General features: G+C 56.3%; 20 protein-coding genes. 12 read left to right on the top strand and 8 right to left on the bottom strand.

Features of this window, described 5'->3' with window-relative positions; genetic code table 11:
* Nucleotides 1–121 precede the first annotated feature (121 nt).
* A complete protein-coding gene (nfuA, locus tag FDP08_RS02840; RefSeq protein ID WP_137434520.1) occupies nucleotides 122–709 on the bottom strand; it encodes a Fe-S biogenesis protein NfuA in 588 nt (195 codons plus the stop codon).
* A gap of 185 nt (nucleotides 710–894) precedes the next feature.
* Here nfuA and metH point away from each other — a divergent pair, with 185 nt between their 5' ends.
* The 4 genes from metH (at nucleotide 895) to FDP08_RS02860 (ending at nucleotide 7,353) form a co-directional block, all read left to right on the top strand.
* Nucleotides 895–4,602 (top strand): methionine synthase, encoded by a 3,708-nt coding sequence (gene metH / locus FDP08_RS02845; RefSeq protein WP_137434521.1) that lies wholly within the window; start codon nucleotides 895–897, stop codon nucleotides 4,600–4,602.
* 41 nt (nucleotides 4,603–4,643) lie between these two features.
* On the top strand, nucleotides 4,644–4,877 hold the full coding sequence (locus FDP08_RS02850) for a DUF2970 domain-containing protein (RefSeq protein ID WP_137434522.1): 234 nt from the start codon (nucleotides 4,644–4,646) through the stop codon (nucleotides 4,875–4,877).
* A 327-nt stretch (nucleotides 4,878–5,204) separates the two neighbouring features.
* A complete protein-coding gene (locus FDP08_RS02855; protein WP_137434523.1) occupies nucleotides 5,205–6,857 on the top strand; it encodes a nitrite/sulfite reductase in 1,653 nt (550 codons plus the stop codon).
* A complete protein-coding gene (locus FDP08_RS02860) occupies nucleotides 6,850–7,353 on the top strand; it encodes a DUF934 domain-containing protein (RefSeq protein WP_137434524.1) in 504 nt (167 codons plus the stop codon). Before FDP08_RS02855 ends, FDP08_RS02860 begins: the two co-directional genes overlap by 8 nt.
* 207 nt (nucleotides 7,354–7,560) lie before the next feature.
* Here FDP08_RS02860 and FDP08_RS02865 read toward each other — a convergent pair whose 3' ends face one another.
* Nucleotides 7,561–8,559 carry a YhdH/YhfP family quinone oxidoreductase gene (locus FDP08_RS02865; RefSeq protein ID WP_137434525.1) on the bottom strand — a complete coding sequence of 333 codons (999 nt, stop codon included), beginning with the start codon at nucleotides 8,557–8,559 and terminating at the stop codon, nucleotides 7,561–7,563.
* A gap of 24 nt (nucleotides 8,560–8,583) precedes the next feature.
* On the bottom strand, nucleotides 8,584–9,648 hold the full coding sequence (gene sohB / locus FDP08_RS02870; RefSeq protein ID WP_137434526.1) for a protease SohB: 1,065 nt from the start codon (nucleotides 9,646–9,648) through the stop codon (nucleotides 8,584–8,586).
* A 198-nt stretch (nucleotides 9,649–9,846) separates the two neighbouring features.
* Between sohB and FDP08_RS02875 the strand changes: the two genes are divergently transcribed.
* Nucleotides 9,847–10,161 (top strand): SCP2 sterol-binding domain-containing protein, encoded by a 315-nt coding sequence (locus FDP08_RS02875; RefSeq protein ID WP_137434527.1) that lies wholly within the window; start codon nucleotides 9,847–9,849, stop codon nucleotides 10,159–10,161.
* Nucleotides 10,162–10,247: 86 nt separating this feature from the next.
* Here the strand turns inward: FDP08_RS02875 and FDP08_RS02880 are convergent, their stop codons facing one another.
* The 4 genes from FDP08_RS02880 to FDP08_RS02895 all read right to left on the bottom strand — a co-directional run bounded on the left by FDP08_RS02880 (nucleotide 10,248) and on the right by FDP08_RS02895 (nucleotide 14,194).
* Nucleotides 10,248–11,954, bottom strand: coding sequence for a FimL-related protein (locus FDP08_RS02880; protein ID WP_137434528.1), 1,707 nt, complete (start codon nucleotides 11,952–11,954; stop codon nucleotides 10,248–10,250).
* A gap of 249 nt (nucleotides 11,955–12,203) precedes the next feature.
* Nucleotides 12,204–12,914 (bottom strand): DNA polymerase III subunit epsilon, encoded by a 711-nt coding sequence (dnaQ, locus tag FDP08_RS02885; RefSeq protein WP_137437198.1) that lies wholly within the window; start codon nucleotides 12,912–12,914, stop codon nucleotides 12,204–12,206.
* Nucleotides 12,915–12,929: 15 nt separating this feature from the next.
* Complete coding sequence (rnhA, locus tag FDP08_RS02890) at nucleotides 12,930–13,373, bottom strand: ribonuclease HI (RefSeq protein ID WP_137434529.1); 444 nt, start codon at nucleotides 13,371–13,373, stop codon at nucleotides 12,930–12,932.
* Nucleotides 13,373–14,194 carry a class I SAM-dependent methyltransferase gene (locus tag FDP08_RS02895; protein WP_137434530.1) on the bottom strand — a complete coding sequence of 274 codons (822 nt, stop codon included), beginning with the start codon at nucleotides 14,192–14,194 and terminating at the stop codon, nucleotides 13,373–13,375. Before FDP08_RS02895 ends, rnhA begins: the two co-directional genes overlap by 1 nt.
* A 108-nt stretch (nucleotides 14,195–14,302) precedes the next feature.
* Here FDP08_RS02895 and gloB point away from each other — a divergent pair, with 108 nt between their 5' ends.
* The 7 genes from gloB (at nucleotide 14,303) to FDP08_RS02930 (ending at nucleotide 23,462) form a co-directional block, all read left to right on the top strand.
* A complete protein-coding gene (gloB, locus tag FDP08_RS02900; RefSeq protein WP_137434531.1) occupies nucleotides 14,303–15,097 on the top strand; it encodes a hydroxyacylglutathione hydrolase in 795 nt (264 codons plus the stop codon).
* A gap of 165 nt (nucleotides 15,098–15,262) precedes the next feature.
* Complete coding sequence (locus FDP08_RS02905; protein ID WP_137434532.1) at nucleotides 15,263–16,996, top strand: lytic transglycosylase; 1,734 nt, start codon at nucleotides 15,263–15,265, stop codon at nucleotides 16,994–16,996.
* 80 nt (nucleotides 16,997–17,076) lie between these two features.
* Entirely contained in the window at nucleotides 17,077–18,846 is a 1,770-nt protein-coding gene (locus FDP08_RS02910) for an extracellular solute-binding protein (protein WP_427901849.1), read from the top strand.
* A gap of 38 nt (nucleotides 18,847–18,884) precedes the next feature.
* The gene (locus tag FDP08_RS02915; RefSeq protein WP_137434534.1) at nucleotides 18,885–19,970 is read left to right on the top strand and encodes a microcin C ABC transporter permease YejB; all 1,086 of its coding nucleotides are present in this window, start codon (nucleotides 18,885–18,887) and stop codon (nucleotides 19,968–19,970) included.
* On the top strand, nucleotides 19,967–20,995 hold the full coding sequence (locus tag FDP08_RS02920; protein ID WP_137434535.1) for an ABC transporter permease: 1,029 nt from the start codon (nucleotides 19,967–19,969) through the stop codon (nucleotides 20,993–20,995). The genes FDP08_RS02915 and FDP08_RS02920 overlap by 4 nt, the downstream gene beginning before the upstream one ends.
* 1 nt (nucleotide 20,996) lies before the next feature.
* Complete coding sequence (locus FDP08_RS02925; RefSeq protein ID WP_137434536.1) at nucleotides 20,997–22,613, top strand: ABC transporter ATP-binding protein; 1,617 nt, start codon at nucleotides 20,997–20,999, stop codon at nucleotides 22,611–22,613.
* A 63-nt stretch (nucleotides 22,614–22,676) separates the two neighbouring features.
* Nucleotides 22,677–23,462 carry an enoyl-ACP reductase FabI gene (locus FDP08_RS02930; protein WP_137434537.1) on the top strand — a complete coding sequence of 262 codons (786 nt, stop codon included), beginning with the start codon at nucleotides 22,677–22,679 and terminating at the stop codon, nucleotides 23,460–23,462.
* Nucleotides 23,463–23,511: 49 nt separating this feature from the next.
* Here the strand turns inward: FDP08_RS02930 and FDP08_RS02935 are convergent, their stop codons facing one another.
* The gene (locus FDP08_RS02935) at nucleotides 23,512–23,916 is read right to left on the bottom strand and encodes a PilZ domain-containing protein (RefSeq protein WP_137434538.1); all 405 of its coding nucleotides are present in this window, start codon (nucleotides 23,914–23,916) and stop codon (nucleotides 23,512–23,514) included.
* Between the last annotated feature and the right edge of the window lie 19 nt (nucleotides 23,917–23,935).

Genomic DNA, 23,935 nt, shown 5'->3' on the forward strand with positions numbered 1-23,935 from the left:
GGCCGTACCGCCAGAACAGAATCGGTGGCACGGCACGCCCGCAGCTGACAAATATCAGCTCCAATACGAAAGAAGCCGGCGATAGCCGGCTTCTGATTACACTTAAAAGATACACTGTAGCTTATTGATAATAAGCGTTTTCTTTGACCGTATGGTCAGTGACGTCACGCACGGCAGAGATTTCAGGTACGCGCTCTTTCAAGGTCGATTCAACACCCTGCTTGAGGGTCAGACTGACGGCGCTACAGCCCTGACAACCGCCGCCAAACCGGAGTACAGCCACGGACCCGTCGACAATCTCGACCAATGACACATCGCCACCGTGCGCGGCCAGGTTCGGATTGATCTCGGAGGCCAGCACATACTGGATCCTGTCAGGGAGCGGTGCATCGTCATCCACCTTGGGCACCTTGGCATTGGGTGCCTTGATGGTCAGTTGGCCACCCATTTGGTCCTTGGAGTAGTCCACGTAGGCTTCCTCAAGGAACGGAACCGAGTTGTGATCCAGAAACAGGGTAAATTTGCCAAGATCAACCTGCTCGTCAGTCGGCACAATTTCATTGGGCGGGCAGTACGCCAGACAGGTCTCGGCATTCTTGGTTCCGGGCTGCGTCACAAAAATACGGACGCCCATGCCCTCAACATCCTGTTTTTCGATAAGTTGTGCAAGGTAATCCCGTGCGGGATCTGTCACCGTAACCAATGCCATAATTGCAACCCGTTGGTAAGTTTAACTGTATTTTAAGTGAGTTCGCTCCAACATGAAAGACCAAGTAAAATAGTCGGACTTTATTTCGCTCATTGACGAACATCATGAATGCGTGGGACGACATCCGCCAATTTTGCTATGATCCCGCGCCATTAAGACAAATACGACTTCCGGAAGTAATGTTTATGACCGATCGCAACCCTCGCCTCGACCGCCTGGAAAAGCTTGGTAACGCCCTGAAAGAACGAATCGTCATTCTTGATGGCGGTATGGGCACCATGATCCAGAACCTGAAACTGGACGAGGAAGCGTTCCGCGGAGAGCGATTTGCCGATTACGACCGGGAAGTTCAGGGTAACAATGACCTGCTGAACCTGACCCAGCCTGCCCTTCTCCGCAATATTCACGCGGACTATCTGGATGCCGGCGCTGACATTATAGAAACCAACACCTTTAACTCAACCCGATTGTCCCAGGCAGACTACGGGCTTGAATCCCTGGCCAAAGAGCTGAACGTGGCGGCGGCAAAACTGGCACGCCAGGTTGCCGATGAGTTTACCGCCCGCAATCCGGACAAGCCACGTTTTGTCGCGGGCGCAGTCGGGCCTACGTCCCGTACTGCCTCTATCTCTCCGGATGTCAACAACCCCGGCTATCGCAACGTGGACTTCCAGACCCTGGTAGACAACTACTACGAAGCGGTTGAAGGCCTGGTTGAGGGCGGCTGTGACCTGATCCTGATCGAAACCATCTTCGACACCCTCAATGCCAAGGCAGCCATTTACGGCACTCAGCAATATTTCATCGACAGCGGTATTGAGCTGCCGATCATGATTTCCGGCACCATTACCGATGCGTCTGGCCGTACCCTGTCCGGCCAGACGACCGAAGCTTTCTGGAATTCCGTGGCACATGCCAAGCCCATCTCCGTAGGCCTTAACTGTGCGCTTGGTGCCGATGCCCTGCGCCCTTACGTGGAAGAGCTGTCCAATAAGGCTGACACCTACGTCAGCGCTCATCCCAATGCCGGCCTGCCCAACGAGTTCGGGGAATACGACCAGACCCCGGAAGAGATGGCAGAAATCATTGAGGGCTTCGCCCGGGACGGCTTCCTGAACATTATCGGTGGTTGCTGCGGCTCCCGCCCGGATCATATCGAGGCCATCGCCAACGCGGTTTCCAAGTATCCGCCCCGCAAGATTCCCGAAATCAAAAAGGCCTTGCGCCTTTCCGGTCTTGAGCCTTTTACCGGCGACGAAAACACCCTGTTTATCAACGTGGGTGAGCGCACCAATGTAACCGGGTCCAAGCGCTTCCTCCGATTGATAAAGGAAGAGCAGTACGAAGAAGCCCTGAGCGTTGCCCGTGATCAGGTGGAAAACGGCGCCCAGATCATCGATATCAACATGGATGAAGGGATGCTGGATTCAAAGGAAGTCATGGTGACTTTCCTGAAACTGGTCGCCTCCGAGCCTGACATTTCCCGGGTCCCGTTGATGATCGACTCCTCCAAGTGGGAAGTCATCGAAGCAGGCCTGCGCTGCATTCAGGGCAAGGCAGTGGTGAACTCCATCAGTCTCAAGGAGGGCGAGGAAGAATTCCTGAAGCGTGCCCGGGACTGCATGCGGTATGGCGCCGCCGTGGTGGTAATGGCGTTCGACGAGGACGGCCAGGCCGATACCTATGAACGCAAGACCGAGATCTGCAAGCGCTCCTATGACCTGCTCATGGGCATCGGTTTCAACCCGGGCGATATCATTTTTGACCCCAACGTGTTTGCCATTGCTACCGGCATTGAAGAGCACAACAACTACGCCGTGGACTTCATTAATGCCAGCCGCTGGATTCGCGACAACCTGCCCCACGCCTCCATTTCCGGCGGTGTGAGCAACGTGTCCTTCTCATTCCGCGGCAACGATGCGGTGCGCGAGGCAATCCATTCAGTGTTCCTCTATCACGCCATCAAGGCCGGTATGAACATGGGCATCGTCAATCCCGGCCAGTTGGTCATTCATGACGAAATCGACCCGGAACTCAAAGAGTTGGTAGAGGATGTGGTACTCAACCGCCGCGACGATTCTACCGACCGACTTCTCGAGATTGCCGAGCGCTATCGCAGCAAGGGCGGAAAAACCCAGGAGGAAGACCTGGCCTGGCGTGAGTGGCCGGTTGAGAAACGGGTTGAGCACGCCCTGGTCAAAGGCATTACCAGCTACATTCTCGACGACACGGAAGCCTGCCGTCAGCGCGCAAAACACCCCATTGAGGTCATCGAAGGTCCGTTGATGGATGGCATGAACGTGGTCGGCGACCTGTTCGGCGACGGCAAGATGTTTCTGCCCCAGGTGGTCAAGAGTGCCAGGGTGATGAAGCAGGCGGTCGCGCACCTGATCCCCTACATTGAAGCAGAGAAGACCGAAGAACAAAAAGCCAAGGGAAAGATCCTGATGGCAACGGTCAAGGGTGATGTGCACGATATCGGCAAGAACATCGTGGGCGTGGTGTTGCAGTGCAACAACTACGAGGTCATCGACATGGGTGTCATGGTGCCCTGCGACAAGATCCTGGAGACCGCAAAAAAAGAGAACGTGGATATCATCGGCCTGAGCGGCCTGATCACCCCGTCGCTGGACGAAATGGTGCACGTAGCAAAGGAAATGCAACGGCTGGATTTTCACATTCCGCTGATGATTGGCGGTGCCACCACGTCCAAGGCCCACACGGCGGTGAAGATTGAGCAACAGTACAGGAATGACATTGCGCTGTACGTGTCTGATGCCTCCCGCTGCGTCAACGTGGCGTCCCAGTTGCTGAGCAAAACCGCTAAACCCTCGCTGGTAGACGCCGCAAGAACCGAATATCACGAGATTCGTGAACGCCGCAAGAACCGTGGTGAGCGCACCAAGCTGGTCTCGCTGAAGGAAGCCCGCGACCGCGCACCGGACCTCGCCTTTGAGGGCTATGAGCCGCCGAAGCCAGCCTTCACCGGCATCCGGGCGTTCGAAACCTACGACCTTGAGAAGTTGGTCGACTACATCGACTGGACACCTTTCTTCATTTCCTGGGATATGTCCGGCAAGTACCCTGCCATTTTTGACGATCCCAAGCGGGGTGAGGCCGCCAGGACCCTTTTTGACGACGCCCAGCAGATACTGCGGCAAATGATCGACGAGAAGCGGGTTTCAGCGAAAGCTGTCATCGGTTTCTGGCCGGCCAACCGTCGGGGCGACGATATTGTGCTCTACACCGACGAAAGCCGCGAGACGGAGCTGACCACCCTGCACCACCTGCGTCAGCAGGACGACAAAGCGCCGGGCAAACCGATGATGGCGCTGTCCGACTTCGTGGCGCCCGAAGGCGACGGCCCCTGCGATTACGTAGGCGGCTTTGCGGTGACCACCGGTATCGGTGCGGAGGAGTTTTCTCTGGAGTTCAAGGATCGCCACGACGACTACAACGCCATTATGGTGAAGGCACTGGCCGACCGCCTGGCCGAAGCCTTTGCGGAACACTTGCACGAGCGTGTCAGGAAGGAATTCTGGGGCTACGCTGACGACGAAACGCTCAAGAATGAGGACCTGATTCGCGAGCGCTACCAGGGCATTCGCCCGGCCCCCGGCTACCCGGCCTGCCCGGACCACACTGAGAAGGCAACACTGTTTGAACTGTTGAAAGCTACCGAGAATGCTGGCCTGGAACTGACCGAAAGCTTCGCCATGTTCCCAACAGCAGCGGTCTCAGGGTGGTACTTTTCACATCCCGAATCCAAGTACTTCGCGGTGGGCAAGATTGGCGCAGACCAGGTTGAGGACTATGCTGAGCGCAAGGGCATATCCAAAGCCGAAGCAGAACGTTGGCTGGCACCCAGCCTCGCCTACGACCCTGCAGAATAACGACTGCCGGAAGAGCCAAACCTGATCAGATGGAAGGACGTATGGCCGAGCAACAGGATAAGAACAGACAACCTGCCCGCAAAAAGGGGCCGGGTGTTTTAAAAGTCATGCAGAGCATTCTCGCCGGCGCTCTCGGAGTACAATCCGACAAGCGCCGGGAGGAAGATTTCGGAAGCCACAGTCCCTGGCCTTATATTATCGCCGGCATCCTGTTTACCGTGGGCTTTGTCGTCACCCTGATTGTGGTGGTAAAGGTGGTGCTTTCCGGCCAGTAGGTTCTATTGGCCGGATACCCAGATCACAGCGAAGGCAACCACAAGGACTATCAGCAATACGGCCGCTACGGCGTCCGCCTGGCTATCTGATCGCATTGTCTTCTTCATAGTCTTTCCCCTTTGTTTTGTTATGTATTTTTCAAGCACGCCTTTTTAAATCTAGGCTGAAAATTGACATCCGTCCAGCAATATCTCCCTTTCTATATCACTCAAATCGATAAACATATTTTGAAATAATCATTTTAAGAATAATGGCACGGTGATATTCTCCCCGGCAAGAACAGGCACGAAAGCCGTATTTCCAGCGTTTCAGCAGGACGTTCCACTATGTATGTTTATGACGAACACGATCGGCAGATAGCGGCCGAGCGCGTTGCACAATTCCGTGATCAGACCGAAAGGGCACTGGCTGGCGAGCTGCGTGAAGACGAGTTTCTTCCGCTGCGCCTGCAGAACGGACTGTACGTGCAGCGTCTTGCACCGATGCTGCGTATCGCCGTTCCCTACGGAATGCTACGCTCAGCACAGCTTCGCAGGCTGGCTCGCATAACGCGAGACTATGACAAAGGTTATGCCCACTTTACAACCCGCCAGAACGTTCAGCTCAACTGGCCGGCTATTGAAGATGTGCCTGACATTCTGGCGGAACTGGCGGAAGTGGAAATGCACGCCAACCAGACCAGTGGTAACTGCATACGTAACACCACCACCGACCAGTTTTCCGGTGTGCAGGCAGACGAAATAACCGATCCGCGCCCTTACTGCGAGATCATCCGGCAGTGGTCAACGTTCCACCCGGAGTTTGCCTTTCTGCCCCGCAAATTCAAAGTCGCGGTGAACGCCTCCGAGCATACCGACCGCGCTGCCATCCAGGTGCACGATATCGGCCTGCAGATGGTTCGCAACGATCAGGGCGAGCTGGGCTTCCGGGTCCACGTCGGTGGTGGTCTCGGCCGCACCCCGATGGTGGGGCCGGTGATCCGTGAGTTCCTGCCGGAGCTTGATTTGCTGACCTATCTGGAGGCCGTACTGCGTGTCTACAACCGCTACGGCCGCCGCGACAACAAGTTCAAGGCCCGCATCAAGATCCTGGTCAAGGCCCTGACCCCGGAAGGTTTCGCCGCGAAGGTGGAAGAGGAATGGTCTCATATCAAGGACTCGCCTACCCGCCTGACCGAAGAGGCCATCAGCCAGTTCAAGGGCTACTTCACGGAGCCCGACTACCAACAGGTTCCCGATGTAACCGATACCCTGGCGACCCAGCGCTTCGAGAACCGCGAGTTCGATCAGTGGATTACCCACAACGTGGATAGCCACAAACATCCAGGCTATGCCATCGTAACGCTGACCATGAAGAAGACCGGCACACCACCGGGTGATGTCAGTGATCGTCAGCTTGAGCAGATTGCGGATCTGGCCGAGAAGTACAGCTTTGGCGAGGTGCGGGTTACCCACCAGCAGAATGTGGTTCTGGCGGATGTCAGAAAGGATGAATTGTTCGAGCTTTGGCAGGCCATCACCCCGATGGGTTTTGCAACCGCCAACCTCAACACGCTGACCGATGTGATTTGTTGCCCGGGCGGCGATTACTGCGCCCTGGCCAACGCCAAGTCTATTCCTGTCGCCGAAGCCATCCAGCGCCAGTTCGACGACCTGGACTTCCTCTATGACATTGGCAACATCGACCTCAACATCTCAGGCTGCATGAATGCCTGTGGCCATCACCATGTGGGCAACATTGGTGTACTTGGTGTCGACAAGAAGGGGCAGGAGTTCTACCAGATCAGTCTGGGTGGCTCGTCCCATCACGATGCGGCCATCGGCAAAATTCTGGGGCCATCGTTCGCCCGGGATGACATGCCTGAAGTAATTCAGAAGATTATTAATGTGTACGTCGATCACCGGACCGAGGAAGAGCCTTTCCTGGACACCTATCGCCGTATCGGCATCGAGCCATTCAAGGAGCGGGTTTATGCCTGATTTGATTACCAGCGACGGCAGTATCCGTAAGGACAATTGGGCGGTCGTCCCCCGACCTGCTGACGGGGATTCTCTGGATATTCCGGATCAGCCCTCACTGATCCCGGCAGACCTTTGGTTGGCCGGCAAGGAGCACTTCGAGAACCGCGAGGATATCGGGGTCTGGCTGGACAGCCATGAAGAGCCGGAGATTCTGGCTGGTGTGGTGAATGAACTTCCGGTTATCGCGGTGAATTTTCCGAAGTTCAGCGACGGTCGCGGTTACAGTATTGCCCGGCTGTTGCGGGAGCGGTTGAACTACCGCAACGAGCTTCGTGCCGTAGGGGATGTGCTGCTGGACCAGCTTCAGTTTATGAAGCGCTGTGGCTTTGATACCTATGTGCTGCGAGCCGACAAGGACATCAACAAGGCAGCGCGCTGCCTGAACTTCTTCACCCAGGGTTATCAGGCCGCTACAGACACAGACGTACCCCTGTTCCGCCGCCGGGCTTCCTGAATCTTTGCCCCAAAAACGTAGGTCGGATAGAGCGCAGCGAAATCCGACGTGGAGAGATTAGCGCGGAAATTTGTCGGATTACGCTTTTGGCTAATCCGACCTACGTTTGACTCCCGGGCGGGTCATCTCTCATGAAACGTGGGTCGGATTTACCCGTGAAGGGCATAAAAGGCAAAGCCGTAATCCGACAAACCGAAAGACCCCTCCTCACATGGAATGATCCAGAACTATTTTCCCGGAGGACTCCCCTTTCAGGAAGGCTCTCAAGGCGCTATCCAACTCACCACGCCCAATATCACGCGCCGATGCTTCCGTCTTCTTACACGCCCAGTCACCAGAGAACTTGTCCCATACGGCCTGCTTTTGTGCCAACGGAATTTCCACAGAATCCACGCCCAGCAGGTTGTTACCCCGCAGGATAAACGGCAGCACAGTGGTTTCCAGCTGTGGGCCCGCTACCAGGCCGCAACAGGAAACTGAACCGCCCGGGTGAATCTGCTTCAGGAGCTCTGCCAGTGGACCGCCGCCGACGGTGTCCACCGCGTTGGCAAAGGCCGGTTTGAGCAGTGGCTTCTTTTCGGCTGCCAGAGCATCACGACCCAGCACTTCGCTGGCGCCCAGATTCTTGAGTGCGTCGGCATGGTCCTGCTTGCCGCTTATCCCCACTACCTCAAAGCCCAGATTGGCAAGCAGTTCGACGGCCACGCTGCCCACTGCGCCGCTGGCGCCGCTTACCGCGACTTTGCCCTGCTCGGGGGCGGCACCCATGGTCAGCAGTTTCTGCACGCACAGGCCTGCCGTGAGGCCGGCGGTGCCGTAAATCATGGCGGTGCGCGCGTCCCAGTCGCGGGGCATGGAAACACACCAGCCTGCCGGCACGCGGATGTATTCGCCGAAGCCGCCGTCGGTGTTCATGCCCAGGTCGTAGCCTGTGACCAGTACTTTATCGCCGGGGGAAAATGGGCCTGCAGAGGCTTCCACAACTTCCCCTGCAGCGTCGATGCCCGGTGTATGGGGAAAGTTGCGGGTGACGCCTTTGTTGCCGGAGGCGGACAGTGCGTCTTTGTAGTTGAGGGAAGAATGGCTGACCCGGATCAGGACGTCATTCTCGGGTAGGTCCGATACGTGCAGCGTCTGTTCAGAACCGATGTATTCACCATCCTGCTCCTGAACGCGCCATGCCTTGAACTCGGTGTCGTTGGTCATGATTCTTTCCCCTTGTTGTTGGCTCTACTGGATTTTCTGGTTTCGGAACGCGCCCAGTACTCGCCATACAGTGTGTTCAAGTGCTGCGCTGGTGGCCAGACCAAGCTTTTCCGGTAGTGTGCGCTTGCGTTGGTAACTTACCGAGATTACGTCCGCACGGTCGCAGGCTTCAATGAGAAATTCGTCGGAGGTTTTGATTTCGTCGATCAGGTTCACCTCAAGTGCCCGGCGTCCAAACCAGATGTCACCGTTGGCGACTGCTGTCATATCCAGGCCGGGCCGGCGCTCGCCGACATATTCCTTGAACAGAACGTGAGTGTCTTCAAGGTCCTCCAGGAATTTCGCCCTGCCCTTTTCGGTGTTTTCACCAAAGATGGTCAGGGTCCGCTTGTGCTCACCGGCAGTGAGAATCTCGACATCCACATCGTTCTTCTTCAGAAAGCGATGGAAGTTGGGCAACTGGGCGACCACCCCAATGGAGCCCAGAATGGCGAAAGGTGAAGCCACAATGCGATCCGCCACGCAGGCCATCATGTAACCGCCACTGGCTGCCACTTTGTCAACACAAGCGGTCAGCTTGATGCCTTTGGCGCGTATGCGATCAAGCTGGGCGGCAGCCAGGCCATAGGAGTGAACCAGTCCTCCACCACTTTCAAGGCGGATGACCACTTCATCTGTTTCCGGTTCCGCCACGCTGAGCACCGCTGTGATGGACCGGCGCAGGGAGTCGGTGTCGCTGGCCTTGATGTCACCGTCAAAATCCAGCACGTACACCCTGGGTTTTGCGTCCTCTTCGGCATCCCCAGCCTTGCGCTTCGCCTTGGCCGCCTTTTCTTCGGCCTTTTCCGCTTTCTTGCGTGCCTTTTCGAAGACTTTTCGTTCGGACTCACTGCGTAGCCTGGCCTGAAGAGACTCCCTCAGCTTGCGGTACTTCTCGTTGAGTTTGCGAACCCTCAGCTCACCATCCCCACCATGATCGTCCTTATCTTTCTGGGCGGCGGACATAATCACCGAAATAATGACCATCACCGCCACCACCAGGGTGACCGTTTTCGCGATGAACAAACCGAACTCTGTCAGAAATTCCAAGTTGCTTCTCCAGGATTATTCTTGAGCGCTCGATTGTAACCGAGGTGCCCTGAGGTACAACCCATCACGGTGATAAAGAAAATTAAAACAAGCGTTCGATCGAGCTTGACACTGCTATTATCTCACCCTAAAGTCGAATGCTACGTCGGCTCGGCCCGCCGTCAATACGCCAAGACAAACACCAAAAAGGGTAAAATAATGTCTGTAGCTCCAATCTTTGAAAAGCTCGAACAGAATTTCAACGCAGACGCCGCTGAAGGCCTGGACCTGGTCTTCCAATTCGATATCGAAGACGACAATAACTATCACGTGATTATCAAGGATGGCACCTGCAAGTCCGTCGAAGGCACCCACGACGACCCTTCTGTTACGCTGATCATGAACTCCGAGACTCTCAAAGGCATCGTGTCCGGCGAAACCGATGGCATGCAGGCGTTCATGGCTGGCCAGCTGCGCGCTGAAGGCGACATGATGCTGGCAACCAAACTGGGTGAACTGTTCAACATGGGTTGATACCCGTTTGAGAACCGCCCATAAAAAAACCCTGCCAACGTGCAGGGTTTTTCAGTTTCAGTTATCCGACTTCGTCTCTCATCGCCTCATAGACCCACATCATCCAGCGACGATTCTGCCAGCCGTAAAAGATCGGCGTTACGCTCTTCGCGCTTGCCAATACTTTCAATGTAATACTCGAGGGACGTGAGGGCATCCGCCAGTGCTTCCAGAACCTGGGCCGGGGGCGCCTCTCTGGCGTCCAGCAGGCGCGCCTGGATGGACCCGGCCACGCGTTCAAGTACAGATGCCGCACCCGCATCATCGAGCATGTGCAATCCGCCCCAGATGCTGTGCAGAGTGGTCGGCAGGTTGGCCAGGTGGAGCTTGTCGTAGTCGGACTCGATAAAGGCCGTAATGGCCCGTTTTGCAAGAGTCAGCGCGCTTCTGGCCTCATCGGCCACCACATACGTGGCTTCTTTCAGATACAGGGACTCTTCCCGGTTTCTTTGCCCACCTGCCAGTGCGTCGGTTTCCGAGGTAATGCCCCGGGTCACAATCTGCATCACGGCATCTTCGATGCCAAGCACGGAGTCTGCCAGTTTGTAGAGCTCATCGTCCGCCGGCAACCGCTTTTCTTCTTCCCAGGTTCGCAGCTTGGCTGCTTCTGCACGGGCCATGGCACCGAGTTGGTTCAGATCCAGCATTACCAGCGTATTCGCCATGCGCTCCAGGGCTTCGGCAATGGAGGAAAGTTCAGCCAGATCCGGCTCAATGCCGCGCTCAACAATATCCAGTTTGTCCTTGAGCTGATTCAGCTCGTCCTGCAGGGCTGTGGACAGAGATTTGAGCACATCCGAGCCGGGGCCATACAGCCGGCGGGCATGAGCATCAAGCATGGAATCCGGGAATTCCGCCGGTGCAAGGCGGAACGCCGAGAGAACGGATGTTACCTCCGGGTTCGCGGAGCCGCTGCGGTATAACAGATAAATCAGGTCTTTTATCAGGGAATCCGGGGCGTCCTTTGCGGTAGCCACCTTGCCCACGTAAACCACCTCACGGGAATACTTTTCAATTCTCATTAACATGCGCTTGCGGGCTTTGCTGAACCCCATGGCGCGGTCGAGCATGGTATCCGCAACAATGGCTACCAGGCACCACATCTGCCCCATGGGTTGCCCCTGACATAAACGGGCGAAGCCCCGGGCGGCGCGACCAAACAGTTTTTTGCTGACCACCTCGTTTTTCTCGCGGAGAACACCCAGCAACGCAACCTGAAAGGTAAGGCGCATCCGGCGGGCAAGAATTTCATAGTCAGCCTCGTTGCCTTCAAACGATGGCACGGAAATCCCGGCACAGAAATCAGGCCGCTCTTTCACATCCACGTCGAAGAAACACGATTCCGGATAGGGCTTTTCCTTCCTGGCCTCCCGCAGGTCATTGATGACCGGCAAAAGAAGCTCGGGGTGATCGGCACGCTGCTGGTGATAGTACTCAACATAACGGCGCAAAATAAAAAGCGCACTGTTGAGCGTGGTAAGGAGTATGTTCTTGTCGTCATTGGCGCCAACGGGAACGTCGTTCGCCATGCTGACGGCTTCCTGGCACAGCAAGGTGCCTGCACGCAGCTCAACAAGAATGAAAATGCCACGGAGCTGGTTCAGAAAATCCACACAGTTCTGCAGGTCCTCACCGCTCTCCCGATTTTCTTGAAAGCGTTCCAGGCTGGACTCTGCCTGTCTTATGGTCTGCTCAATCTCACTCTTGACCAGATCAAATGACTGTGATTTCGTCGCCAGAGACGATTGAACCATAAACGCTTCCTGTAAATTATGCGGAAACTACCGCGTCCTGTTCTTGGAATGTGACCCTTTCGGTTTTTTCCGGAGCCTTTTTATGAGCCGGATTTGCCCTTCCCAGCTAAAACAAAAGTTCGCGAAAACTCGCGAACTTATCATTACTTATAACACAAAACTCAAGTAGCTCAAGAAAGCGGGAATGTAACAAAAAGTACAGTCCGGCACAGTTCTCACTGCGGGGCTGTTATCCGATTCTGGCTTGATTCACTCTTTCTCTGTCAGCCTGTCCCAGACAGTTCCACCCGCCCGCTTTGCAAGCAACGCCATAAATTCTTCATGGGCTGACGCTTCTTCATCGCTGGCACGGACCACGTCAAGGGGTTTTCGGTCCGCTGCCAGGCGACGGATACCACCCCCGCCCCCGGCCTCATCGCCAGCCGCATCCAGCGACAGTGCTGTCTGACCACCTGTCAGCAGAAGATAGACTTCGGCGAGAATCTCAGCATCGAGCAAGGCGCCGTGAAGATCCCGGCTACTGTTGTCGACGCCATACCGTTTGCACAGCGCGTCCAGGTTATTCTTCTGGCCGGGGTGTTTCTTTCTCGCAATGGCCAGGGAATCCACCACGCCACAGTGATCAGCCGTCTTGCGGACCGGTTTCAGGCGGGCGAATTCCGAATCCATGAAACCAATATCAAACGCCGCGTTATGGATGACAAGTTCGGCGCCCTTGATGAAGTCAAAGAACTCGTCGGCAATGTCGGAGAATTTTGGTTTGTCGGTAAGAAATTCGTTGGTTATGCCGTGAACGGTTATAGCCTCGGCTTCAACTTCCCTTTCCGGATTAATATACACGTGGTAGTGGCGCCCGGTGGTCTGGCGTTCCATCAGCTCCACACACCCTATTTCGATGATCCGGTGCCCTTCCGACGGGTCAATACCGGTGGTTTCCGTATCCAGTACAATCTGTCTCATCATTCGCCCTGCTTGTTATGCGTTCGCCAGCTCTTCGACACCGCGATTGGCAAGTTCGTCCGCCAACTCATTCCCCGGATTTCCGGAGTGGCCTTTGACCCAGTGCCAGTTCACCGTGTGCCTCGCCACCTCGCTGTCCAGTTCCCGCCAGAGATCTTCGTTTTTGACCGGTTTTTTCGCCGACGTTTTCCAGCCGTTCCGTTTCCAGCCATGCATCCATTCCGTGATGCCCTTCCGAACATACTGGGAATCCGTGTACAGCTCTACTTCACAGGGGCGCTTCAGCGCCTCCAGGCCCCGTATAGCTGCCATCAATTCCATTCTGTTGTTGGTGGTATTGGCTTCACCACCATGCAACTTCTTGCTGGCGTTGCCATAGCTCAGCACTACACCCCAACCTCCCGGCCCCGGGTTTCCCTTGCAGGCGCCATCGGTGTAGAGAACAACCTTACCGACCATCAGTATTCCTCGAGTTGATTATGGTTAAGCGCAGCCCCGCTGCGGTTCCGTCCTTTCCCGGGGTACGAAAGCGAGGCTCCAACGGCCCCCCTGCCCGGCATCGCAATCACCTTCTTTCCCTGCCAGACCGGCTTGCGGGGTATTCTTGAGTAAACCCGTTTTTTGGCAAGAATACAGTAATAGGCGCCTACCGGCAGGAACCGATTGCCACAAACACGCTCCACGATTCCCGGGCCATCACTCAACACTGCTCGCTGGAGCGGCACCTGAAAAAAGGAGGAACCTGCGGACTCCACGGAAAAATCAAGCAACCGGAGCCAGTCTTCCATCCGCCGTTTCATCATGAAGCGTCCGCCCCAGGGGCCGCCGCGGTGCCTTGACGCCAGCTTCCGGAGCCCCCAGAGGCTGAAAGGGTTGAACCCGATCAACACCATCATCCCTTCTCCGCGAAGAACCCTGGACGCCTCACGCAACGCCTGGTGGGGATGCGGTGAAAAGTCAGCGGTATGGTGAAGTATTACCAGGTCCATGGAATCCCCGGGGAAGGGCAATTCATCCGCATCACAGACCGCTACTCCGTCAGGTATGGCGGAATTCCACATAGGGGTGGTGAGGATTCTCTGGGAAAAATCGGCGGTGCTTGCCAGCGGCAGGCGGTGGCTAAGGCCAACCTGCAACTGCCTGGCCCCCGACAGCTTCTGAATATGATGATCAACGCAAGCCCTCTGATCCGCCAGCAGCGAACGGCCCAGGGGGGTCTGGAACCAGCTTTCAAAACTTTGCTGTCGGGCAGAGTAATCAATCTCACCTGCTGGGGTCATCGCTGCATTCCCTTCGTTCATTGCGCGTTCGTTGCGGCCTTGATGTTGGGACGTCGCTGTTAATGCACTATCATAACAGTCACATTCGTTTTGCACATGTGGGAGCCTATGCTGACCATCAGCGCTATTCCAGCTTTTAATGACAACTACATCTGGTGCCTGTTCAACACCGACGACCGCAAGGCACTGATTGTCGACCCTGGCCAGGCGGAACCCGCCATTCGGTTCCTTGCTGACAACGGGCTGGAGCTTGATACCATTCTGGTCACCCACCACCACCCGGACCACGTTGGCGGAGTCGATACCCTGGCCAAAACGGTTTCCGGATGCCGCATCATTGGCCCCGCCAACTCACCCTTCAAGGGCGCCACCAGCGAGGTCCACCCTGGTGATGAAGTGGTGTGGCAAGACCTGACCTTCAATGTGCTGGCTGTGCCCGGCCATACACTCGACCACATCGCCTATTTTACAGATTGTCATGTGAACGACCGCCCGGTGCTGTTTTGTGGCGACACGCTGTTTGTCTGCGGGTGCGGGCGACTGTTCGAAGGAACGCCGGAGCAGATGAAACAGTCCCTGGAGAGCATCCGCAACCTGCCGGATGAAACGGCCGTCTATTGTGCCCACGAATACACAATGGCCAACCTGAAGTTTGCCAGGCACTGGCTGCCGGATGACGCGCAACTGCGTGAATTTGAAGCCCGGTGCCAGAAGCGCCGGGACGACGGCGAACCAACCGTGCCGTCCATCCTGGGTGACGAAAAACGACTGAACCCCTTCCTTCGATGGGATGATCAGGCGGTGATCGATTCAGCAAAAAGACATGCCAGCAAAGCAGGACTGACCATCACGTCGGAGAATGACGTTTTCGCAGTAACCCGGCATGGCAAGGATACCTTTTAGGGGGTCGCGGGTAACAAATTCTATCAATGACGTAACCAGAGTCTTGTTGACCCCCTGAAAAGCGTTCCAATAGAATCCGTATAACTTTTGCGCCGTAAACTACTAAATATGCCGGGTTTTCAGACAGATCATCCCGGCGTCGCCCAGCCAACCGGAAGTCGTTATATGTCGGTCTCGCGAGTATCAATCCTGTTTCTTCTTGGCACACTAACCAGTGGTTGCAGCCTCTTCGCCCCTGCAGAGCGAGATCACACGGAAGCTTCCGCAAACGTTCTTGAAACCGAAAGGTTGACTGTTGCTGCCGGAGACGAGGATCTCAAGGAATCCATTGAATCCGACCCCGATAACAAATCAGCTGACAAATCGTCCCGCACGCAACTGGATGATGCCATCGAGCCCTCACTCAAAAAAACAGCTGAAGATGCCAGACAAAAACTGGACACTCCCAAACAGGAAAATTCCGCTGAAGAGGTCGCCGTATCGGATCTTTGGCAACGACTGAGATCCGGGTTCGCGCTGGACCATGACGCCAGTGACCCCAGGGTCCAGGCCCAGCTCAACTGGTACAAAAAACACCCGCGCTACATTGACCGCGTTGTAGAGCGAGGAAGCCGTTACCTGCACTACATTGTCACGGAAACCGAGAAGCGTGGTCTGCCCACAGAACTGGCTCTGCTCCCTGTGGTGGAAAGTGCGTTCGACCCGTTCGCCTACTCCCATGGCCGCGCTGCTGGCCTGTGGCAGTTCATTCCGTCAACCGGCAAGTATTTCGGCCTGACCCAGAGCTGGTGGCACGACGACCGGCGTGATGTGATAGCAGCCACGGACGCGGCACTGACTTACCTCGACAGGCTGGCAACCCGTTTTGACGGCGATTATATGCTGGCACTGGCTGCCTATAACAGCGGCGGCGGCACCGTTTCCAGTGCTATGAGGCGTAACCGCAACAAGAACGCAGCGACTGATTTCTGGTCACTGGATCTGCCCAGGGAAACCCGCCATTACGTACCCAAACTGATCGCGCTTGCAAAGATATTTGACCAGCCGGAGAAATACGGCATTGAATTGCCGGCGCTTTCCGATGAGCCCTATTTTGAGGTCGTGAAAACTGGCTCACAGCTGGATCTTGCCCAGGCCGCGGAACTGGCGGGTGTGGACATTGACGAAATCTACCTGCTTAACCCGTCTTTCAATCGCTGGGCGACGTCGCCGGACGGCCCCCACCGTCTGCTGGTGCCAAAGGAAAATGCCAGCACCTTCATCGCGGCACTCGAGAAAACCGATCCTTCGCAACGCGTATCCTGGAACAACTATAAGGTGGTTTCCGGCGATACGCTCAGCACCATCGCAAAACGTTATTCTACAACGCCTTCGGTTATCCAGCAGGTCAACAATCTCAACAGCCACATTATCCGTATCGGCCAACGGCTGATGATTCCTTCTGCAGCCAAGCAGTCAGAGACCTATGCACTCAGCGCCAGTGAGCGGCTTGCCAGTAAACAGGAGCGCAGCGGCAAGAACAGCAATGGCACCCGCGTTGACTATACTGTTCGCTCAGGTGATACCTTCTGGGATATTGCCCGCGAACACCGTGTCTCTGTCCGGCAGGTTGCATCCTGGAATGGCATGGCACCGGGCGACCCGCTGATGCCTGGCAAGAAACTGGTTATCTGGTCCAAATCCAAGCAGCCTGCCATGCTGGCCAGCAACAACAGAGGCAAGGGCATGGTCCGCAAGGTGGGCTATCAGGTCCGTAAAGGCGACTCCCTGTCGACCATCGCCAACCGTTTCGCGGTGAATGTGAGGGATATCGCAAGCTGGAACGATCTCAACACGTCACGTTATCTGCAGCCCGGGCAAAGTCTGGTACTCTATGTGGACATAAGAAACAGTCCCTGAGCCTGAACCGGAAGCGCGCGAGATCTATGACAAGAACACGGAAAGCCCCATCCCTCATCAGTGCTTTTACTTTTGTCGCCATGGCTCTCCTGCCATGGCAATCCATCTCAGCCGATACTGCGGCAAAACACGGCATTGCGATGCACGGGGATACCCGTTATCCCGAGGGCTTTCCCCACTTTGATTACGTCAATCCGGACGCCCCCAAGGGCGGCACCATACGTATGGCGGTGGTGGCCAATGGTTTTGATTCCTTCAACCCTTTCGTAATCCGTGGCGTGGCCGCGGCCGGCATTAACGCCTACCTTTACGATACGTTGATGGAGGCCTCTGCAGACGAGCCTTTCTCAGCCTATGGCTTGATTGCAGAATCCATAGAGACACCCGAGGACCGGAGTTACGTCACTTTCAACCTGCGCGAAGAAGCCCGCTTCCAGGACGGCGAGCCGATTACCGCCGAAGACGTGAAATTTTCTTTCGACGTCCTGACCACCAAGGGCCACCCTTTCTATCGCAATTACTATGCGGACGTAACAGAAGTAACGATCGAGGATGAGCGACGAATCCGCTTCGATTTTGCAGAGACCAACAACCGGGAACTGCCCCTGATTCTTGGTCAGCTGCCCGTCCTTCCCAGTCATTACTGGGAGAATCGTGAGTTCGGAGATAACGGCCTGACACCCCCTGTGGGCAGTGGCCCCTATCGAATCGGAGACTTCGAGCCAGGTCGTTCCATTACGTTCGAGCGAGTAGAGGATTACTGGGCAGAGGACCTTGGCGTCCGCAAAGGCAAGTTCAATTTCGATAACCTTCAATACGACTATTACACGGACGACACCGTGGCGCTGGAGTCGTTCCGGGCTGGCAACTTTGATTTTCGGGTGGAATCCTCTGCCAAGAACTGGGCAACCGCCTATAGGGGTGACCAGTTCGAATCCGGCAAGGTAAAAACCGAGGCGGTCAAGCATGGTCGCCCGGCAGGAATGCAGGCCTTTGCCATGAACACGCGCCGCGAGGTGTTGAGTGATCCGAAAGTGCGCGAAGCACTCAGCTACGCGTTTGACTTCGAATGGGCCAACAAAAACCTGTTCTACGGGCAGTACACCCGTACCTCCAGCTACTTCGAGAACAGTGAGCTGGCCTCATCCGGCCTCCCCGAAGGCCGGGAACTGGAGATTCTGGAACCCTACCGGGAACAGCTACCCGCGGATGTCTTCACGGAAGCATACCAGCCACCCTCGACCGCTGGTGAAAGGAGCCTGCGCGACAACCTCCGTACCGCACTTACCATGCTCCGGGACGCCGGCTACGCTGTAAAAGATGGCACCATGGTGAATCTCGAAACCGGTCAACCCTTGGCGTTCGAGATTCTGATTTACCAGAAAACGTTCGAGCGGGTGGTACTGCCCTTCAAGAACAATCTGGCAAAGCTGGGTATCGATGTATCGGTACGGCTGGTGGATACCAACCAATACATCCAGCGAATCCGTGAATTCGACTACGACATGACCGTGCAGGGTATCGGACAGTCCGACTCTCCGGGTAATGAGCAAAGAGAGTACTGGCACTCGTCCACCGTCGACGTGAAAGGATCGCGCAACTACATGGGTGTCGACAGCCCGGTGGTTGATGACCTTGTCAACATGGTGATCCAGGCACCGACCCGGGAGGAACTCGTTCACCGGGTACGGGCGCTGGACCGGGTGCTGCTCCACGGGCATTACGTGATACCGAACTGGTACCTGCCCAAGGACCGCATCGCCTACTGGTCCTTCCTGACGCGGCCGGATACTGTGCCCAAAAATGGCGTTGATATTAACAACTGGTGGGTGAAAAGCACTGACCAATGATGCAGTTCTCTGACATAAACGAGACGGAGTTCCGCTGAATGGGCAGTTATATCCTCAGGCGCCTGGCGCTGATCATCCCCACATTGCTTGGAATCATGCTGCTCAACTTCGTGATTGTTCAGGCCGCCCCGGGCGGCCCGGTTGAACAATTGATTGCGGAAACCGAAGGGCATGGTGGCGGTGCTCTCGCCAGGGCCAGTGGCGGTGGCTCGGGCGGCGAAGTTACCTCTTCAAGTGGCGATAGCCGTGGCTCCCGCGGGCTCCCGGAGGAGCTGCTCCGGGAGATCGAAGTCATGTACGGCTTCGACAAGCCAGCCCATGAGCGCTTTCTGAAAATGCTCGGCGACTACGCCACTTTCGATTTCGGCGATTCCTTCTACCGTGACCGGTCAGTCATCGAGTTGATACTGGACAAAATGCCGGTGTCGATCTCCCTGGGGTTATGGTCCACCCTGATCATCTATCTGATTTCCATTCCACTGGGCATCCGCAAGGCCGTCACCGACGGCTCCCGGTTCGATGTCTGGAGCAGTTCTGCCATCGTGGTGGGCTACGCCATTCCCGGCTTCCTGTTCGCCATACTGCTGATTGTCCTGTTTGCCGGCGGCAGCTACCTGGACTGGTTTCCCTTGCGGGGGCTGACCTCATCCAATTTCGACGAGCTTAACTGGTACCAAAAAATCGGTGATTATTTCTGGCACCTGGCACTGCCCGTCACCGCCAATGTGATCGGGGGGTTCGCCACCCTCACCCTGCTGACCAAGAACTCTTTCCTTGATGAAATCAGCAAGCAATACGTTGTAACTGCCCGCGCCAAGGGTCTGGAAGAAAAGCAGGTGCTATACGGGCACGTGTTCCGCAACGCGATGTTAATCGTCATTGCCAGTCTTCCCGGGGTACTGGTCTCACTATTCTTCACCGGCTCACTGCTGATCGAAGTGATCTTTTCCCTGGACGGGCTGGGGTTGCTCGGCTTTGAAGCGGCCCTGAACCGTGATTACCCGGTGATCTTCGGCACGCTCTTTATCTTCACGCTCATGGGCCTGGTGCTGAAACTGATCAGCGACATCACCTACGTTCTGGTGGACCCGCGCATTGATTTTGAAAGCCGGGAGGGATCATGAGTCTGGTAAAGCTGACCCCGATCCAGCAGCGCCGGCTTGCCAACTTCCGCAAAAACCGCCGCGGCTTCTGGTCTCTGTGGGTATTCCTGGCCCTGTTCGGGCTCTCCCTGATCGCCGAAGTGATCGCCAACGACGTGCCGCTGGTAGCCTACTACAAGGGGGATCTCTATTTCCCGGTGGTGGAAAGCGTGCCCGAAGAAACCTTCGGTGGATTTCTGCCCACGGAAGCCGATTACCGCGATTCCTTTATTGCCGATGAAATCAACGATAACGGGTGGATGATCTGGCCCCCGATACGCTTCAGCTACAACACCACCAACTACAACCTGGAAGTTCCGTCGCCCGCGCCCCCGAGTGCCGAGAACTGGATAGGTACCGACGATCAGGGCCGTGACGTTGCGGCAAGGGTCATCTACGGATTCCGGATCTCGGTTCTGTTCGGACTCATCCTTACCATACTCAGCTGCATCGTCGGGGTCATTGTCGGCGCCATCCAGGGCTTCTATGGCGGCAAGATCGACCTGGTCGGACAACGGTTCATCGAGATCTGGTCCGGGCTTCCGGTTCTGTATCTGCTGATCATTCTATCCAGTATCGTGCAGCCGAACTTCTGGTGGCTGCTGGGCATCATGCTGCTTTTCAGCTGGATGGGGCTGGTGGATGTGGTGCGGGCGGAGTTCCTCCGTGCCCGCAACTTTGAGTATGTGAAGGCTGCCAGAGCCCTGGGGCTGGGCAACCGCAAGATCATGTTCCGGCACATTCTGCCCAACGCCATGGTCGCCACGCTTACGTTTTTGCCATTCATACTGACCGGCGCCATCACCGGCCTGACCTCGCTGGATTTCCTGGGTTTCGGCCTGCCCTCCGGCTCCCCGTCGCTCGGTGAGCTGATTGCCCAGGGAAAATCCAATCTCCATGCGCCCTGGCTCGGCATTTCGGCCTTCGTTTCCCTGTCCATCATGCTGACCTTGCTGGTCTTCGTCGGCGAAGCGGTGCGCGATGCCTTTGACCCGAGAAAGAACTGATATGTCGCAGCTTCTGGAAATCAAGGACCTGTCCATCACCTTTGACGCCACCGTTCAGGCCGTCCAGGGGCTGTCGCTCCGGATAGACCGGGGCGAGACCGTCGCGCTGGTGGGGGAAAGCGGTTCCGGAAAATCGGTATCGGCGCTGTCGGTTCTAAGGCTTCTGGATGAGCGCCACGCCAGTTACCCGAGCGGTGAGATCCTGTTCCAGGGCGAGGACATGCTGAAAGTCAGCCAGAAACGGCTGCGGCAGATCCGCGGCCGGCAGATCAGCATGATCTTTCAGGAGCCGATGACTTCCCTCAACCCGCTGCACACGGTTGAAAAACAGATCAGCGAGACGCTCGCGCTGCACAAGGGCATGCGCGGCCCACAGGCAAAGACCCGCTGTATAGAGCTGCTGGAACTGGTGGGCATACCTTCGCCGGAGGATCGCCTGAACGCCTACCCGCATCAATTATCGGGTGGCCAGAAGCAACGGGTGATGATCGCCATGGCACTGGCCAATGAGCCGGACCTATTGATTGCGGATGAACCGACTACCGCCCTCGATGTTACCGTGCAGAAACAGGTCCTGGAGTTGCTCAAAGACCTCCAGCACAAGCTTGGCATGGCCATCCTGCTGATTACCCATGACCTGTCCATCGTTCGTCGCTACGCCGACCACGTCGTCGTTATGGAGCGAGGCCTGCTGGTAGAGGAAGCGGCGACAACAACCCTGTTCGACGATCCAAAGCACCCTTACACCCGTCGCCTGCTTGACGCGGAACCCCCCGCCTCACCTTCAGGCGCCATGGTCAACAACAAGCCGCTGCTGGATGTGGACAACCTGGATGTTCGCTTTATTACCCGAAAAAGCCTGCTGGGCACGCCGAAAGCCTGGTTCCAGGCGGTAGACAACGTCAGCTTTTCCCTCAACCAGGGCGAGACGCTTGGCATCGTGGGTGAAAGCGGCAGCGGCAAAACCACCATTGGCCACGCGCTGCTGAAACTGACCGGTAGCACCGGGAGCATACGGCTCACCGGATCGGAGTTATCCCATTTAGACCAGAAAGCATTCCGCCCCTGGCGCAGCCGACTCCAGATTGTGTTCCAGGACCCCTTCGGCAGCCTCAGCCCCCGCATGTCGGTCGCCGAGATTGTTCGGGAGGGTCTCGAAATTCACGCACCGGCCACCCCGGAGGAACAGGACCGGAAAGTTATCCAGGCACTGAACGACGTGGGCCTGGACCCGGACGCCCGACACCGCTACCCCCATGAATTTTCAGGTGGCCAACGGCAGCGAATCGCCATTGCCCGGGCGCTGGTGCTGCAGCCGGAGCTGATCATTCTGGACGAGCCCACCTCGGCCCTTGATCGAACGGTGCAAAAGCAGGTGATTACCCTTCTGAGAGATCTACAGGACAAATATGGTCTAAGCTATGTGTTTATCAGCCACGACCTGTCCGTGGTCCGGGCGCTTAGCCACAAACTGCTGGTGCTCAAAAACGGCTGCGTGGTGGAATATGGCGAAGCATCCGGAATTTTCAACACACCGAAACACGAGTACACCCGTGAACTGCTTGGAGCGGCGCTTTTCTATACCGGGTACGACAGGCTGGACACTACGACCAATTGAGCGTTACCCGCACCGCTGCGGTTCATGGATAATGCCTTAAACTGAAACACAGGGAGAACTGTTATGGGATTACTCAGTGGCAAGAAAGCACTGATTGTCGGCGTTGCAAGCAAGCACTCAATTGCCTATGGCATTGCAGATGCCTTCGCCAGAGAGGGCGCCGAACTGGCTTTTACCTACCAGAATGAAAAGCTTAAATCCCGGGTGGAGAAATTCGCCGAAGGCTGGGGCAGTTCACTGATTTTTCCATGCGACGTTGCCAGCGATGACGAAATCGAAGCTGTGTTCACCGATCTGGGCAAGCACTGGGATAATGTCGACGTTATTGTGCATTCCGTTGGCTTTGCGCCGGGCAACGAACTTGATGGCAACTACGTGGACGTCACTACCCGTGAGGGCTTTCGTATTGCCCACGAAATCAGCTCCTACAGCTTTGTAGCGCTGGCCAAGGCCGGCCGCAAGATGCTGCACGAAAACAGCTCGCTGCTGACCCTGAGCTACCTGGGCGCCGAAAAGGTACTGCAGAACTACAACGTGATGGGACTGGCCAAGGCGTCACTGGAAGCCAACGTTCGCTATATGGCCGGCAGCCTGGGGCGTGATGGTATTCGGGTTAACGCCATCTCCGCAGGGCCCATCAGGACTCTGGCGGCCTCCGGCATCAAGAGCTTCCGCAAAATGCTCGCGGAGAATGCCCGCAGGGCGCCCCTGCGTCGGAATGTAACTACTGATGAGGTTGGCAATGCCGCCGCTTTCATGTGCTCCGACATGGCCAGTGGTATTACCGGCGAAATCATGTACGTGGATGCCGGCTTCAACATCACCGGCATGGGCGAACTGGAAGACTGACAGCGCCTGCAGTTCCCCGGTGGGGCCTCTGCCCTGCCGGGAACCACGGTTAACCTTCCGCCATCGCCCTGGCAACCGCTTCAACCCATTCCAGATACGCCGTATCGTCAGACTCCAGAATCTGCAGCCCCACCAGCCAGCCACTTCCGTCGGCCGGACGACACCACACCACTTCCACCATTAACCGGAAGGGTTCGGAGACTTCTTCCAGACTCACCCAGGCAGGCAGTATCGCCCCTGTTGTTAACGGCTCAGAGGTGGCGAGCCGGATTCCCCTGGCAGACAGATCACTGGTTCGCGACACTATTGTGCGTTCGTTGCCGGTACCATCAGGAACCGACGACTCCAGCTCCATCGTCACCTTCGCACTCGCCGTCAGTCGGTATTCGGACCGGTTATCCCCGGATTCCGGAGAATCGTCGTAGTCACCAAAGTTGTAATCAATATCACTCATGATTTCCCACCTGACGTTG

The sequence above is a fragment of the Marinobacter panjinensis genome, assembly GCF_005298175.1.
GTDB classification, from domain to species: domain Bacteria; phylum Pseudomonadota; class Gammaproteobacteria; order Pseudomonadales; family Oleiphilaceae; genus Marinobacter; species Marinobacter panjinensis.